Origin of the sequence: Methyloversatilis sp. (assembly GCF_965284615.1) — a bacterium.
Classification (GTDB): domain Bacteria; phylum Pseudomonadota; class Gammaproteobacteria; order Burkholderiales; family Rhodocyclaceae; genus Methyloversatilis.
Genome location: NZ_OZ260098.1, coordinates 2282848 through 2299194 on the forward strand (window position 1 = coordinate 2282848; position 16347 = coordinate 2299194).

Consider the following 16347-nt stretch of genomic DNA (forward strand, 5'->3'; position numbering starts at 1 on the left):
CCCTACTCCTTCAGCGCGTAAATGGCCGGCAGATTGCGCCACGCACCGCGCACATCCATGCCGTAGCCGAACACGTAGCGGTTGGGCAGTTCCAGCCCGGTAAAGTCGGCGGTGATCGGCTTGGCGCGACCGATCTGCTTGTCCGAGAAGACGGCGGTCAGACAGCGCGTCGCGCCCTTGGACAGGATGTGCTGGCGGATCGCCGCCAGCGTGATGCCCTCGTCGAGGATGTCGTCGAGCACGAGCACGGTGCGGCCGACCAGCGGCGTGCGCGGCTCGTTGATCCAGCGCAGTTCGCCGCCCGAGGTCTCGTCGCCATAGCGGGTGACGTGCAGGTAGTCGAAGTCGAGCGGAAACGCGAGTTTCGGCAACAGGTTGCCGGTGAATACGACGGCGCCGCCCATCACCGACAGCAGCAACGGATAACTGTCGCCGACCGCCGCCGTGATCTCCCGCGCGACCCGATCGACCGCCGCCTCGACTTCGGCGGCGGAGCAGATCAGGTCGGCACCTTCAAGCAGCGCCTGCGCGTCGGCCAGACGACTCACGCTGCGTCGGCTTCGCGCGAAATCTCTTCGCGCGACACTTCCTGCGCGTCCATCCAGGCGGTGAACGCTGCGCCGACTTCCGGATGCTTGCGCGCCAGTGCGACGGTCGCCTGCAGATAGCCCAGCTTGGAGCCGCAGTCGTAGCGCGTGCCCTTGAACGGATAGGCCAGCACCGCCTCTTCCTTCAGCAATGCGGCGATCGCGTCAGTCAGCTGCAGTTCGCCGCCAGCGCCCGGCGTGATCGCGCGCAGGTGATCGAAAATGCGCGGCGTCAGCACGTAACGGCCGACCACGGCCAGCGTAGACGGCGCCACTTCGGGCTTCGGCTTCTCGACGATGCCGGTCACGCCGTACAGGCCGCCGACGTCGGCGTCGGTGCTGACGATGCCGTAGCTGCCGGTCTGGCTGCGCGGCACCTGCTGCACGCCGAGGATGGAACGGCCGAAGCGGTCGAAAATGTCGGTCATCTGCTTCAGGATGGGCGGCTCGCCGTCGATCAGGTCGTCGGCCAGCAGTACAGCGAACGGCTCGTCACCGACGACCGGTGCCGCGCACAGCACCGCGTGGCCCAGGCCAAGCGGCTCGGACTGACGGATGTAGATGCAGTTCACGTGCTTGGGCACCGTGTTGCACAGCGCCAGCAGGTCGTGTTTCTTCTTCATTTCGAGCTCGTGTTCGAGCTCGTAGGCCTTGTCGAAGTGGTCGGCGATCGAACGCTTGGTGCGACCGGTGATGAAGATGAGGTCGCTGCAGCCGGCGGCCACGGCTTCTTCGACGGCGTACTGGATCAGCGGCTTGTCAACCACCGGCAGCATTTCCTTCGGGTTGGCCTTGGTGGCGGGCAGGAAACGGCTGCCCAGACCGGCGACGGGAAATACAGCTTTGCGTACGGATTTCATCGTTCTAAGGCTCCCTTTTCTCGAGCATCGACATGAGCCCGGATTCATCGAGAATATTAATGCCCAGTTCTTGCGCTTTTGTGAGCTTGGAACCGGCGTCCGTGCCAGCCACCACGAAATCGGTCTTTTTTGACACGCTGCCGGCCACTTTCGCGCCCGCAGACTCAAGCAAGTCCTTGGCCTGATCGCGCGAAAGCGTGGGCAGCGTGCCAGTGAGCACCACCGTCTTGCCGACCAGAGGACCGCTCGCCACCTGTGCTTCGCCCTCTTCCCAGACGATGCCGCAGGCGCGCAGCTGCTCGACCACCTCGCGGTTGTGCGGCTGCGCGAAGAAAGTGTGGATGCTGGCCGCAACCACCGGACCGACGTCAGGCACCTGGGCCAGTTCCTCGACCGAAGCGTCCATGATACGGTCCATGCTGCCGAGGTGACGCGCCAGATCCTTGGCGGTCGCCTCGCCGACGTGGCGGATGCCCAGACCGAACAGGAAGCGCCCCAGCGTAGTGCGCTTGGACTGTTCCAGTGCGGTCACCAGGTTCTCCGCCGACTTCACCGCCATGCGATCCAGTTCGGCCAGCTTGAGCACGCCCAGCCGGTAGAGGTCAGGCAGGCTGCGGATCAGTCCGCCATCCACCAATTGCTCGACCAGCTTGTCACCCAATCCTTCGATGTCCATCGCGCGACGCTGCGCGAAATGCAGCAGCGCCTGCTTGCGCTGCGCCGAACAGTACAGCCCGCCGGTGCAGCGATGATCGACCTCGCCTTCTTCACGCACCACGTCCGAACCGCAGACCGGACAGTGGCTGGGCATGGAGAATGCACGCGCGTCCGCCGGCCGTCTGTCCGACAGCACCGACACGACCTCGGGTATGACATCGCCGGCGCGGCGCACGATGACGGTGTCGCCGACATGCACGTCCTTGCGGCGGATTTCCGATTCGTTGTGCAGCGTCGCATTGGTCACCGTGACGCCCCCGACGAACACCGGCGCCAGCCGCGCCACCGGCGTGAGCTTGCCGGTGCGGCCGACCTGCACCTCGATGTCCTGCACCGTGGTCAGCGCTTCCTGCGCCGGGTACTTGTGCGCCACCGCCCAGCGTGGCTCGCGGGTGACGAAACCCATGCGCTGCTGCAAGGCCAGGCTGTTCACTTTGTAGACCACGCCGTCGATGTCGAAGGGCAATGTGGGCCGCGCCTCGGCGATGCGCGCATGGAATGCGGCCAGCGCCTCGCCGCCGTTGCACACCGCGCGGTGCTCGCTGACCGGCAGGCCGAAGGCGGACAGCGCGTCGAGCACACCGGCGTGGGTGTCGGGCAGCGTCCAGCCGCGCACTTCGCCGAGGCCGTATGCATAGAACGACAAAGGCCTCTTCGCCGCGATCGCCGGGTCGAGCTGGCGGATGCTGCCGGCCGCACCATTGCGCGGGTTCACCAGCGTCTTCTCGCCCGCTTCGATGGCGCGCGCGTTGAAGGCGTCGAAGTCGTCGCGCCGCATGTACACCTCGCCGCGCACTTCCAGCACCTCGGGCAGGCCGGGTGCGTCGAACAGCGAGGATTGTCCCTTCGCAGGAAGCGGCGTCAGCGCGAGCGGCACGTCGCGGATGGTGCGTACGTTCTGCGTCACGTCCTCGCCGGTTTCGCCGTCGCCGCGGGTGGCGGCGAGCACCAGCACGCCGTTCTCGTAGCGCAGATTGATGGCGAGACCGTCGAACTTCAGTTCGGCGGCATATTCGACCGGTGGCGCCTCCTCGGTCAGTCCAAGTTCTCGCCGCACGCGGGCGTCGAAGTTCAGCGCACCGCTGGCCTCGGTATCGGTTTCGGTGCGGATCGACAGCATGGGCACGACGTGTCGCACCGGCGCGAAGCTGTCGAGCGGCTTGCCGCCGACCCGCTGCGTCGGCGAATCGGCTGTGCGCAGCGCCGGGTACTCGGCTTCCAGCGCCTGCAGTTCGCGAAACAGGCGGTCGTATTCCGCGTCCGGGATCTCCGGTGCGTCGAGTTCGTAGTAGAGGCGGTCGTGACGGGCGATCTGCGCGCGCAGCTCGGCCGCGCGCGCAAGGACAGCCGCATCCATCAGCTGAACAGGCGGCGCGCCGACGCGCTGCCCGGGGCGACGCCGAACTGCGTCATGCGGGTCTGGAACTCGGCGATCTTGCTGCGGATCACGCCGAGCGAAGCAGGCGACAGCGGTTGCCGGTTGTCATCGACCACGCGTGCGCCGAGCGCGTGCGCGAACTGCTCGGCCATCGTGACCATGCGGTCGAAATTGCGCGCGCCGTCGGCGACCGTGGGCACGTCGAGCAGCAGTGTCACGCCCGGCGTCTGCAGGTTCTTCATCGTTTCGGCGATGAATTCGGCGGCGTCGAGATTGCCCAGCGTGTAGATCGTCGCGCCGGCATCGTCGCGCGCACGGAACAGACCGTTTTCCAGTGCGAAGCCCTGCGCTTCGGCCAGACCCCGCAGCTTGGTGCCGGAAATCGAGTGTTCACCGGCCACCAGGTTGAGGCCGATCTGCACGTCAACCGACGCGGCGAAGCTGTCGAGCTCACGCGCACGGGTGAGCAGATCGCGTGCGTCGGGGAAATGCACGACGGCAAGGAAGCGGTCGGCGACCGCCTGCAGCGCGTGCGCCAGCGCCGACAGCGAGGCCTCGCTGAGCGGACCGCGGCGATCGGCGAGCTGCACCGCCATTTCGATGCGCGACAGATTGCCGGCGGTCTCCGGCGTCAGCTCCAGCCAGCGGCCGGCCTGTTCGTCGCGGCCGCGAAGGCGCAGGCCGGTGTCGACCTGGCGCGTCAGCTCGCTCCAGGCGCGCTGGAACTCGGTCGCCGCAATCGGCGCTTCCAGTTCGACGACGATGACTTCCTCAACCTTGGCATCGGCCCACGCCGGCGCTGCGTCATCAGCCGGCGCCGCCCTGAGCACCGGCTCGCGCTGCGGGGCAAGCTGCACGGTGTCGTTGACCGCGGCGCTCATCCGCTCGTCGATCGGCAGATCGATCGCCGGCCCAACCGGTGTGTCGCTCGCGAGGTCGTTGCCGAGATCGCTGCCCAGGTCGAAATCCAGCGTCGGTTCGACGCGGCGCGACGGCTGGTGCAGGGGATCGATCAGCACGTCGGGCTGAGCGTCGCCGAGCGCGCGTTCGGCGGTGCGGCGGTGGCGCCGCTCCTGCCACAGGTTGTAGCCGATCACGGCACCGACACCGACCACGCCGAGCGCGATCAGCCCCATCTGCAGTTCAGTCAGTTGCATGAATCCGTATCCCTTTTTGTTCAGACGCTGAGCGCTTCGTCGCGCAGTTTCAGCGCCGCTTCCATATCGACCTCGACCACGCGCGAACACCCGCGCTCCTGCATGGTGACGCCAACCAGCTGTTGCGCCATTTCCATCGTGATCTTGTTATGACTGATGAACACGAACTGCGTCGAAGCGGACATGCGCTTCACCATTTCGCAGAAGCGTTCGGTATTCGTGTCGTCCAGCGGTGCATCGACTTCGTCCAGCATGCAGAACGGTGCCGGATTGAGCTGGAAGAAGGCAAACACCAGCGCCGTCGCGGTCAGCGCCTTCTCACCACCGGACAGCAGCTGGATCGACGCGTTACGCTTGCCCGGCGGCTGCGCGAACACCTGCAGCCCCGCATCGAGGATCTCGTCGCCGGTCATGACCAGTCGGGCCTCACCGCCGCCGAACAGTTCCGGGAAGATGCGGCCGAACTCGGTATTGACGCGATCATACGTCTCCTTGAGCAGGGCGCGCGTGTCGCGGTCCATGCGGCGGATGGCGTCTTCCAGCGTGGCGATGGCGTCGCGCAGATCGGTCAACTGCGCGTCGAGATAGCCCTTGCGCTCATTCGCCTGCGCCAGTTCTTCCAGCGCGGCGAGGTTCACCGCGCCGAGTGCCGCGATTTCCCGCGTCAGGCGGCTGATTTCGGCCGTCAGTGCGCCCTCGCGCACCCTCTCCGCTTCGCCTTCGCCCAGCAGCGCATCGAGCCGGCCCTCCGGCAGTTCGATCTCGCCCAGACGCTGCGCGTACTGTTCGGCGTTCAGCGCCGCCGCCTGCTGCTTCAGCTTCAGTTCGGCCAGCCGCTCACGCGCCGGCGCCAGCAGGTGTTCAGTATTGGCGCGCTGAGATTCCAGTTCGCGCAGCTGGGCGGCCAGCACTTCCTGCGCGTCGCGGCAGGTGGCCAGCACCTGCTCGCGCGCCCGGCGGTTGTCCAGCACCTGCTGCAGCCGGCTGTCTATGCTGCCCTCGTCGATCTGCGCGAATTCGTCGCTGCGCAGCGCGCGCTCCAGTTCGGCGTTTTCGAGCTGGGTTTTCGCCATCGCGAGGTTGTTCGCCAGATCGGTCAGACGGCTGGCGCACTCGCGCTGCGAGAAGTTCGCCTCCTGCAGTTCGCGCGCCGCCGCCTGATCGGCGAAGCGCGCCTCGCGCAGCTGGCTGTCGGCGTTCTTCTGCGCCTCGGTCGCGGCATCGAGTCGCATGCGCTGCACCTCGATCAATTCGCGCGCGCGCTCGATTTCGGCGTCGGCGCGTTCAAGGTGCGCGCGCTCGGTCTGCTCGGCCTGGTCGACTTCGGCGCGGTCGCGCGCCAGCGCCGCGCGCTGCTCGTCGAAGCGCGACACCGCCTGCGCCAGCTTGATCTGTTCGACCTGCGCGCTGTGCGCAGCCTGGGTCAGCGACTGCTGTTCGCGCCGCGCCGCCGCCTGTTCCTCGTGCGCACCGGCCAACGCTGCCTCGGCTTCGCGCAGCCCCTCGCGCGATTCGGCGAGCTGGGCGTCGGCGAGCTCGATCTCCTCAGCAAGGCGTTCGATGTCGCGCGCACGTTCGAGCACGCCGTGCGTGCGGGCGTCCGGCGCATACAGCGTCAGCGACGCGCCCTGCGCGACACGGCCCTCCCGGTCAACGCGCAGACCGCTGGCGGTGAAATCGAGCGACTCGACGGCGGCGACCGGGCCCAGCCACAGGTCGAGTAGTGCGTCCCAGCGCGCGTCGTGGGCGCGCACGCGGTGGCGCAGGCTGTCGGCGCCGACGTCCGCGCGCACATCGCTACCGGGCAGTGCGAGCGTCAGGTTCTGCGGTGCGGCGCCGGCCGCGCAGGCAGAGGCCAGCGTATCGGCAGACGCTGCCTCGAGCGCGCCCAGCCGCTCACGCAGCACCGCCTCGACCGCCAGTTCCCAGCCGGCATCGACCTGCAGCGACTGCCACAGCGGCTTCGCGTCCTGCAGGCCGAGCGCGGCCAGCCAGGGAGCGAGCTTGCCGTCGGTCTGCGTCTTGCGCTGCAGTTCGACCAGCGCGTCGCGACGGGCGCGGGTTTCGGTCAGCGTCCGCGTGGCGGCGCGCTCGGCGTCCTGCGCGTTGCGCACCTGCGCCTGCAACTGCGGCACCGCGTTCTGCGCCGCCTGCAGACGCTGCTGCGCCGCCTCCTGCGCCATCTGCAGCGATTCGAGCTTGTCCTGCGCCAGCGCCAGCGCCTCGCGGTCGGGCTCGATCAGCTGCGCCTCGTCGTGCGCGATGCGCTCGCGCCGGCCAGCCAGTGAATTGAGCGTGCGGCCCGCGTTGGCGCGGTGGGTTTCCTCGACCTTGAGCTGCTGCTCGACCGCCGCAAGTTCGCGCCGCGCCAGATTGGCCTGCTGCTCCGCTTCCTGGAAGGCGGCTTCCGCTTCGGGCAGCAGCGCGCTGGTCGTTTCGTGGCGCGCTTCCGCCTGTTCGATGCGGTGCGCCGCGTGCTCGGCCAGTTCGGTCCAGCGGCCGGTATCGGTTTCGATGCTTTCGATGCGCGCACGCCAGTTCGCGACCTCGGCTTCGAGCTGGGCGATGCGCGCTTCCAGCTTGTGCCGGTTCTCCGCCGCGCGCTTCAGGTCGTCTTCGAGCCGGCTGGCTTCGGCATTCGCGGTCAGCAGTTCCGCCTGTGCGACATGAACCGCCTCGGAACTGGCGAAATGTTCGGTGCGGATGCGCTCCAGCGCCGCCTCGTGGTGGCGCAGCGCCGCGGTTTCGCGCTCGATGTCGTTCTCGATGCGGCCGGCTTCCAGCGTCAGCGCGTCGGCCTCGGCGGCGGCCGAGCGCTGCTTCATCGCCCACAGCAGCGCCTGTCGTTCGGACAACCGGCGGTTCATGTCGGTGTAGCGGGCGGCGATCTCGGCCTGCTTCTGCAGTCGTTCGATACGCGTGCCCAGTTCGCCGACGATGTCGTCCAGCCGCACCAGGTTGTCGCGCGCATCGTCGAGCCGGCCCTGCGTTTCCTTGCGCCGCTCGCGGTATTTGGTGATGCCCGCCGCTTCTTCGAGGAAGGCGCGCAGCTCTTCCGGCCGCGCCTCGATGATGCGGGTGATCATGCCCTGCTCGATGATGGCGTAGGCGCGCGGCCCGAGGCCGGTGCCGAGGAACACGTCGATCACGTCGCGCCGGCGCACGCGGGTGTTGTTGATGAAGTAGTCCGACTGGCCGTCGCGTTCCAGCACGCGCTTGACGGCGATTTCGGCGTACTGCGACCACTGTCCGGCCGCCCTGCCCTGCGCGTTGTCGAACACCAGTTCGACGCTGGCCCGCCCCACCGGCTTGCGCGTACCCGAGCCATTGAAGATGACGTCGGTCATCGCGTCGCCGCGCAAGGCGGACGCGCGCGACTCGCCGAGCACCCAGCGCACCGCGTCGATGATGTTGGATTTGCCGCAGCCGTTCGGCCCCACCACGCCGACCAGCTGGCCGGGCATCTGTATGGTGGTCGGGTCAACGAAGGTCTTGAAACCGGCGAGTTTGAGCTTGGACAGTCGCACGGGTCGGCGGCGGGAGGGGCAGAGTCGGGCAGATGAGGCCGGGAATGGCCGAATTGGCACGAATGATAGCATCGCCCCCCGCTCCCCGGCTTTGACCGCGTGGGCACGCCCGAGCGGCAAACGCCATGCCGCGCACATCGATACGGTCGGTCAGTCCTGCTGCAGCCTGCCGGTTTCAGCGCGTCCGTTGTGGCTCATCGCATGATCGGGCACAACACCGCGCACGACGGCGAGCGCATCAACAGGACGGCGCGCGCAAGCGGTAGTCGGCACAGCGCGCGACGAATTCACGCGTGCTCTTGGGCATCGGCACCCGTGCCCGCGTGATGTCGCTCAGCAGTTGCGTTCCCTGACGGATCAGGCGCACGCCCAGATCGAGATCGCGCCGTTCGGCGTCCGTACAATCCGCATCGTCCGGCACGAAGGCGAGCAGTTCTTCAGCCGACACCGCGAAGCCGGCCCAGACATCGAAAATGGACTTGTCCGTGCGCAGGGTTTCCGTCTTGATCTTGGCCGCATCGGCGAAGCTCACGACAAGGTCGGAAAGTCCTTTGAAGCGCGGGCGATTGCCGAAGGTGTCGCACAGTTCGCCGGCGATCAGGTCGATATCGCGCATGGTGAGCGCGATCTTGATGTAGCGGCTTTCGTAGAACGACTCGACCGGCACCGAAAATGCCTTGAATGGCTCGCCCCACATTTCGTCGATACCTTCTTCGCCGCTGCGGTGCCGCACCGAGCGACCGAGCTCCAGCGCTTCCTGAAGACAGTGGCCGCACTCGCGCATCAGGCCGTTGTCGCTGTCGATCTCGACACCCGCCGCCTGCAGTTCGACCAGTCTGGTGAATATGTCCGTCGCGCGGTTGAACAGCGCCCCCGCGAGCATGCCGCCCTTGACCCGCTTGAGCGCGGGATCCTGCTCGGCATCGTAGGCGGCGCGTGCCTCGTTTAGGCGGGAGCCCGGAATGTTGATGCCGTGCTCGACATGGTTGAACAGGCGCCGGGTCAACGCCTCAATCAGCTTCTTCTTCGCCGACAGCGAGTCAGCGGGCGGCTCGTAGATCTTGATCCAGTAGCCGTAGTAGTGCACCCGGTACTCGCCCGCCACCTTGCGCTTGCACCCGAGTGGGTAGATTTCTTCGGTATCGCGTTGCATCGCTCGGTCCACACGAAGGCAATGGTTTCATGCTAGGCCAAAAGTCGTATCTTGTGCAGTGCAACACCTGTCACGTCCGTACCAATTCACGCATTCTTGCGAACGCGTGAAAAGCGACCTTACGGCTGCCTCGCCGCGCATGACGCGAAAGCACGCGCATCTGCCCCTCTGCCGCGGCGCGCGAACTGGCCCGTTCGTGCCCAATGCCCTAAAATGGCGCGTCCGTCGAAAGAACCGTCATGGCACTGACCATGGAAGGCTTTCATCCTTGAGATCGAATGGGGTGAAAATGAGCAAGCCTTTCATTTCTCTGTGCCCGGAAATCACCCGGGCCAACGCGCTGAATCTGATGGACTGGCTGGAGGACGAGAACGTCATCCGCTATCTGAGCGATTCGCGTCACGTCTCCCGCCACATCGAACAGGTCGTCAGTCGGGTTCAGCTACCCGTCCTGACTCATCTGTTCAACCAGGGCGGCCGCTTCTTCATGGCCTGCGACCGGGATGACCGGCCGGTGGGCTTCGTCCGCCTGGTCAAGACCGGCGCGGACTGCGAGATCGTGCTGGTCATCGGAGACCGCGACAACTGGGGCCGCAAGCTGGGCGCCAGTGCGCTGCGCGAAGGCATGAAGCTCGCCTTCTTCGACATGCGGGCCCAAAAGCTCATCGCCAGGATTCACGCCGACAACACGCGCTCGCTGAACGCCTTCCTGCGCTGCGGCTTCGTGCTCGAAAGCGAGACATCGACGCTGAAGTCATTCGCCATGAACTGGGAGCGCTATCTGCAGCGCCTGCGCGAAGACACGGAGAGCGACCCCGCCGGCATCTACGTCACCGAAATCGACCAGGCCCGGCTGCGCAACCTGATCGCGCTGGAGGTCAACGCGGACGTGGTCGATCTCGAACACGAAATCGAACGCGCCATCGTGGTCGATTCGCGCCAGGTGGCGCGGGATGTCGTCACGATGAACTCGCGCGCCGTGCTGCATCTGGACGAAGAGGAAATGGAAGTGGCCCTGGTCTACCCGCAGGACGCCGACGGCAGCGCCGGGAAGCTGTCGGTCTGCTCCAGCGTCGGCACCGCCATCCTCGGTTACCGGGAGGGCGATTCCATCGACTGGCGGACGCCGCATCGGACCCGGCGCATCCGGATCGAGCGTGTGCTTTACCAGCCGGAAGCGGCGGGCGATTTCCACCTGTAGGTCCGCGTAGCGGCGGACCTGGGACGAGCACGCCCGCGGGCATGCGGCAACACCGCGCGGCTAGCGCCGCGGTGATCGGAACTAGGCGACTTCGCTTTTTCTCGGCTGCTCGCCGTGGAAAACTGCTCCGCGGTGAGTCACTCTACCCCTGCGAGGCCCTTTCGCCCGCCGCCACATTGCAGGCTCCCTCGGCGTCTCTGGATGCCATGAAAGCAAGCTGACCGCGATGATCATCGCGCCGGCCAGTCATTAGCTCGTCCCCTCATTTTGCCGGGCCGTCTGCCCCGGACGAGCCTCTTTCCACCGCAAATGACGCCCCTCTGCCAGCCGGGCTGGCGGAGCACGACGATTACCACTCTCGTCTTCATCCTCAAGAAAATCAGGAACTTCGCCCGACATGAGAACGTAACAGTGCGCCTGGACGGCCTCAAGAACACGAGCCGATGGGCGTTGGCGACCACTTGCGGAAAGTCAAGGCGACGCGACTCATCCTTACGGATGAATGTCACCCTCCAGAATTCCAATTACATAGCTTTCCGTTGTCATTTGAGTAAGCGCATGTTGCACCGCTGGCGTAACACCACGGATGCCAACCTTCTAGCGCGGACACACGGAAAACGACGCCTTGACCTCTCACCAGTCCGCCGCTGTTCACCCTGCCCCGCCAAGCACTGCCGTTCGCCCGGGCTTGAGCGGACTGAAGTGCCTTGCACTGGTCGCTCGTTTCCTCGGATGCGCGGCAGATGCAGAGCAGATCCATCATCAACTCGGCCTCAGCGGGCGGCCGGTAACGGCCGACGACCTGATCCGCGCCGCTCGCGGCCTGTCGCTGAAATCGCGTGCGGCGAAGTTCGAGCCATCGGCCGACGGGCTCAAACGCCTCGGCAGCGGCACACTGCCCTGCATCCTTGAAACCCGCACCGCCGAAGTCAACGCAACTGAACCCGCGGCCGAGTTTGTCGTGCTGGCCCGCATCGAAGGCGACAAGGCGCTCATCCATGACCCGCAGGAAGAGCGACCAGTGCTGCTGTCGGTGGATGAACTGGTCGCCCGGCTCTCCGGCCGTGCCGTACTGGTCACCTCCCGCGCACAGCTGGCCAGCGCCCTCGCCCGCTTTGATTTCACCTGGTTCGTACCGGCGGTCGTCAAATACCGGCGCCTGCTGGCCGAGGCGCTGGTCGCGTCCTTTGCCCTGCAGATCTTCGCGCTGGTCACCCCGTTGTTCTTCCAGGTGGTGATGGACAAAGTGCTGGTTCATCAGGGCTTGGCGACGCTGCAAGTCATCGGTGTCGGCCTGCTGGCGACCGTGCTGTTCGAATCCGTGCTGTCGGCGCTTCGCACCTATGTTTTCGCGCACACCACGAGCCGCATCGATGTCGAACTGGGCGCTCGCCTGTTTCGGCACATGCTTGGCCTGCCCCTTGCCTACTTCGAGGCGCGCCGCGTCGGCGACTCGGTCGCACGGGTGCGCGAGCTGGAGAACATCCGCAGCTTCCTGACCGGGCCCGCCCTCACTTCGGTGATGGACCTGCTGTTCACCTTCGTCTTTCTCGCTGTCATGCTCTGGTACAGCGTTCCGCTGACGCTGCTGGTGCTGGCCTCGCTACCGCTTTACGCACTGCTGATGGGCTCCGCCATGCCGGCCTTCCGCCGCCGGCTGGACGAAAAATTCGCCCGCGGCGCGGAAAACCAGGCCTTTCTGGTCGAAGCCGTGTCCAACATCCAGACGCTGAAGGCGGGTGCGACCGAGCCGCAGGCAATACGCCGCTGGGACGAGCAGCTTGCCGCCTACGTCGCCTCCAGCTTCCGCGTAACCAAACTGGCCGCGTTTGCCGGCGAGGGCATACAGCTCATCCAGAAGCTGGTGACCGTCGGCATCCTGTGGCTGGGCGCCTATCAGGTCATGGACGGCGCCATGACTGTCGGCAGCCTCATCGCCTTCAATATGTTGGCCGGCCGCGTGGCGCAACCGGTGCTGCGCCTTGCCCAGCTCTGGCAGGAACTGCAGCAGGCCGGCATCGCGGTGGCCCGTCTGGGCGACATCCTGAATGCGCCGACCGAAACACGCGCCGCCAGTCGCACCCAGTTGCCCGCGCTGCGCGGCGACATCGAGTTCGACCAGGTGCGCTTCCGCTACCGGCCCGATGGTTCGGAAGTGCTGCGCGGCGTCAGCTTCCACCTGCGCGCCGGTGAGGTACTGGGCGTCGTCGGCCGCAGCGGCTCGGGCAAGAGCACCGTGGCTAAGCTGGTCCAGCGGCTGTACGTGCCTGAGCGCGGGCGGGTGAAGGTGGATGGCGTCAACCTCGCACTGGCCGACCCGGCCTGGCTGCGCCGGCAGATCGGCGTCGTGCTACAGGAAAACCGCCTGTTCGCGCGCAGTGTGCGCGACAACATCGCGCTGGCCGACCCCGGCGCATCGATGGACGCCGTTGTCCAGGCAGCCAAACTGGCCGGCGCCCACGAATTCATCCTCGAACTGCCCGAAGGTTACGACACCCTGGTCGGCGAACAGGGCTCGACGCTGTCCGGCGGGCAGCGCCAGCGCATCGCCATCGCCCGCGCGTTGATGACCAACCCGCGCGTGCTCATTTTCGACGAGGCGACCTCGGCGCTCGACTACGAATCCGAACGCATCGTGCACGACAACATGCGCTTCATCTGCAAGGGGCGCACCGTCATCATCATTGCGCACCGGTTGTCGGCGGTACGCGACGCAAATCGCATCGTGGTGATGGAAGCCGGCGAAATCGTCGAACAGGGTACGCACGCCGAACTGCTCGCCACGCCCGGCGGGCGCTATGCGCATCTGCATGCGCTGCAGGCAGGGTGACCGAGATGATCGCCACCGCCCGCAATCTTCCCGCCCTGTTCGCCCGTTACTGGCAGGTTCTCGGTGCCGCATGGTTGCAGCGCAAGGACCTGCAGGCGCCCGCCCGCAACCCGTTGGAACGACAGTTCCTGCCCGCCGCGCTCGAGCTCATCGAAACCCCAGCCCCGGCCGCACCGCGCGCCATCATGTGGGCGCTGATCTGCGCACTCGCCGTCGGCCTGACCTGGTCCTGGCTGGGCCGCGTGGACATGGTGGCCGTCGCCCCAGGCAAGATCATTTCCGCCGACAAGACCAAACTCGTCCAGCCGGCGGAAACCGCTGTCGTGCGCCGCATCCACGTGCGCGACGGACAGCACGTCGAGGCCGGACAACTGCTGGTCGAACTCGAAGCCGCCGCCACCGCCCCCGAAGCCGAAACCCAGCGCGCGCAACAGGCCCTTAACGCCGCCCGGCTTGAGGCCGCGCGTTATGCAGCGCTCGCTGGCGCGGGCCCGGCCCGGCAAGCGGACGTGCGGTTGCAGGCCGTACCCGGTATCGCTCCCGACGACCTGCGTGCAGAACAGCGCGCCGCGCAGAGTCAGTACCTCGAACATCGGGCAAGGCTGTCCAGCCTCGACGCCGAGATCGGCCGCCGCGCCGCCGAACTGGCGGCCTCGCGCGAACTGGTGCAGAAACTCAAGGAAACCCTGCCCATCGCCCGCTCCCGCGCCGAGGACTACAAGAACCTCGTCGAACGCAACTTCGTGTCGCGCCACGGCTACCTCGAGCGCGAACAGGTGCGCATCGAACAGGAACGCGACCTCGGCTACCAGGAAGCACACGCCCTCGAATTGAACGCAGGCATCGAAGAGGCACGCAGTCGCCGCGCCGCCCTCATCGCCGAATTCGAGCGCAATGCCATCGCCGCCCAACTCGACGCACAGAAACGCGCCAACCAGCTCGAACAGGAACTGATCAAGGCGCGCACGCGCGAAGTGCAGCAGAAGCTCATCGCCCCGGTCGCCGGCACCGTGCAGCAACTCGCCATCCACACCGAAGGCGGCGTTGTAACCGAAGCGCAGCCGCTGATGGCCATCGTGCCGGACGAACAGCAGGCCGAAGTTGAAGCCGTGCTCGAGAACCGCGACGTCGGCTTCGTCCAGCCCGGCCAGCGCGCGGTGATCAAGGTCGAAACCTTCCCCTTCACGCGCTACGGAACAATAGAAGGCGAAGTCGCCTTCGTTTCACAGGACGCGGTGGCGGATGAAAAGAAGGGGCTGGTATTCCAGGCGCGGGTCCGGCTCAAGCGCGCCGAATTGAAAGTGGACGAGCGCATCGTGCCGCTGTCGCCGGGCATGGCGGTAACTACCGAAATCCACACAGGCAGGCGCCGAGTTATCGATTATTTCTTAGACCCAGTTAGGAAGACAGTTAGTCAGAGCCTCGGGGAACGGTGACGGACTCTCCGCGCGCACAAAATTTACAGACTCGCGATTTACACCACCAATATCGAGAAAAAATGAAACTATTTTTTATTTTTCTGCCGATTGCCCTTGCGCTTTCATCGATATATGAAGCGCAATCTCGTCAAGATTCCAAATGGCCAGAAATAAATATACAAGAAGAAACCAATAAGCAACAATCTGTATATAGGAACGAAGAAGAGTTTGAAAAGATATGGGCTTCTTTGCATGAGTGCAGTACAAATGTCTTCGTGGCGAACGGAGTAATTTCATCACCTTATCTTCAAGACAGGGGCTACAAACCAACAGGCGTGAATGAAAGCTCTGGCTACATAACAATCTACGTCGATGAAATTCTCTACGGCTTTAAAGTAAGAAAAATAATACTTCCCACGACGTGGTCAATTGTTGCCTTGTTCGTAAAGGCTCCAGTAGAGGATGTAAAGGCTGAATTGGAAAAGCGTTATGGCATCCTATTCGACACAGTAGATGGCCGTTATGAGAGACGGTCTGCGAACGGAAAGTTTCAAGTTTTCTCTTCTTATGAGGCCCCCCTTGAATCCATCGTTCAGTGCGATTCCAACCAACAATAGGGAGTAAAAATTGAATTCCTTCGACACTTACAACCCCGGTTCGTCTTTCACCTCTGAGCCGACATCACGATATAACCCCGCGCGATTGCACCCAACCTTGAAGATCATTCGCCCACATCGCGGAGACGACTGGGGGGCACCCTCGGGCACTTCAATACCTGCCGCTGCTGATGGAACCGTTTATTACAACGGATCTATTGCCGGTTACGGCAACACAGTTGTTATAAAACACGTAGGCACGAACGGAGACGCATATTTTACCTTATATGCTCACATGAACACTCAATCCCCGTTAGTCAAAGATAGCTTGGTTTCGGCGGGGCAAACGATTGGATTCGTCGGGGCAACTGGAGGGGTTTCCTCTGGACCACACCTTCATTTCGAAGTTATACCTGGAGACGTTAACCCTACTGCTTCCGGACATGCATCGTTTGACCCTTACACTTTCCGGAGTTGGGGTGGAGTCTCTCATTTAATAGGTACAGATGAGTTGGGAAATCGTCTTGTCGCCCAAGAATCTGGAAAACTAACTGATGGGACATACATCCGAACGATCGAAAAATATAGCAGCACCACCGGATTTCTTATTGCAAGTTATGTTAGCCGAGTTGAAGCGGTAGATGACGGTACTGGTGGATTAAGTGGGTTTATTGTTTACAACCAAGATGGCGCAGAATCTCCTTATATAACATCAATCCTTGATTCAACCGGTAGTTTGCTGCGCCAAACCACTTTTTCATCAAGCGGAGAGAGCGTAAGTTATACCCAGGCTGGGATCAGGGTTGATATTGGAATAAACGGTCAAAGAACCGCCTATATACCCGGTTATTCAGGGGGCATAGCAGTTAATTCCGAGGGAGAGGTCGTTCTCAATACCCCATCGGGCGATGTAAGGATCAGAT

Annotated in this window: 10 protein-coding genes and 1 pseudogene; 5 read left to right on the plus strand and 6 right to left on the minus strand. The window is 64.5% G+C overall.

The annotated features are described in order from the left end of the window. Positions 1 to 2: 2 nt before the first annotated feature. From ACQ66H_RS10990 to ACQ66H_RS11015, 6 genes are all read right to left on the minus strand, one after another. The gene (locus tag ACQ66H_RS10990) at positions 3 to 548 is read right to left on the minus strand and encodes a hypoxanthine-guanine phosphoribosyltransferase (protein WP_430434062.1); all 546 of its coding nucleotides are present in this window, start codon (positions 546 to 548) and stop codon (positions 3 to 5) included. Next, entirely contained in the window at positions 545 to 1447 is a 903-nt protein-coding gene (gene galU, locus ACQ66H_RS10995; RefSeq protein WP_430434063.1) for a UTP--glucose-1-phosphate uridylyltransferase GalU, read from the minus strand. Before galU ends, ACQ66H_RS10990 begins: the two co-directional genes overlap by 4 nt. A 4-nt stretch (positions 1448 to 1451) precedes the next feature. Beyond that, a complete protein-coding gene (ligA, locus tag ACQ66H_RS11000; RefSeq protein WP_430434064.1) occupies positions 1452 to 3521 on the minus strand; it encodes an NAD-dependent DNA ligase LigA in 2070 nt (689 codons plus the stop codon). Then, complete coding sequence (locus ACQ66H_RS11005) at positions 3521 to 4699, minus strand: cell division protein ZipA C-terminal FtsZ-binding domain-containing protein (protein ID WP_430434065.1); 1179 nt, start codon at positions 4697 to 4699, stop codon at positions 3521 to 3523. The genes ligA and ACQ66H_RS11005 overlap by 1 nt, the downstream gene beginning before the upstream one ends. Positions 4700 to 4719: 20 nt before the next feature. Further along, a complete protein-coding gene (gene smc, locus ACQ66H_RS11010; RefSeq protein WP_430434066.1) occupies positions 4720 to 8226 on the minus strand; it encodes a chromosome segregation protein SMC in 3507 nt (1168 codons plus the stop codon). 238 nt (positions 8227 to 8464) lie between these two features. Then, complete coding sequence (locus tag ACQ66H_RS11015; protein WP_019918188.1) at positions 8465 to 9379, minus strand: hypothetical protein; 915 nt, start codon at positions 9377 to 9379, stop codon at positions 8465 to 8467. Between the two features lie 289 nt (positions 9380 to 9668). Between ACQ66H_RS11015 and ACQ66H_RS11020 the strand changes: the two genes are divergently transcribed. The 5 genes and pseudogenes from ACQ66H_RS11020 to ACQ66H_RS11040 all read left to right on the plus strand — a co-directional run. After that, positions 9669 to 10580 carry a GNAT family N-acetyltransferase gene (locus tag ACQ66H_RS11020; RefSeq protein WP_430434067.1) on the plus strand — a complete coding sequence of 304 codons (912 nt, stop codon included), beginning with the start codon at positions 9669 to 9671 and terminating at the stop codon, positions 10578 to 10580. Positions 10581 to 11268: 688 nt separating this feature from the next. After that, the gene (locus tag ACQ66H_RS11025; RefSeq protein WP_430434068.1) at positions 11269 to 13410 is read left to right on the plus strand and encodes a type I secretion system permease/ATPase; all 2142 of its coding nucleotides are present in this window, start codon (positions 11269 to 11271) and stop codon (positions 13408 to 13410) included. Positions 13411 to 13415: 5 nt separating this feature from the next. Beyond that, positions 13416 to 14846, plus strand: a complete 1431-nt coding sequence (locus ACQ66H_RS11030; protein ID WP_430434069.1) for an HlyD family type I secretion periplasmic adaptor subunit — start codon at positions 13416 to 13418, stop codon at positions 14844 to 14846. Between the two features lie 62 nt (positions 14847 to 14908). Then, positions 14909 to 15445: a hypothetical protein gene (locus ACQ66H_RS11035; protein WP_430434070.1), complete on the plus strand. Its 537-nt coding sequence runs from the start codon at positions 14909 to 14911 to the stop codon at positions 15443 to 15445. Positions 15446 to 15542: 97 nt separating this feature from the next. Next, positions 15543 to 15827: pseudogene (locus ACQ66H_RS11040) on the plus strand (M23 family metallopeptidase); the annotation flags it as partial. Positions 15828 to 16347: the final 520 nt, after the last annotated feature.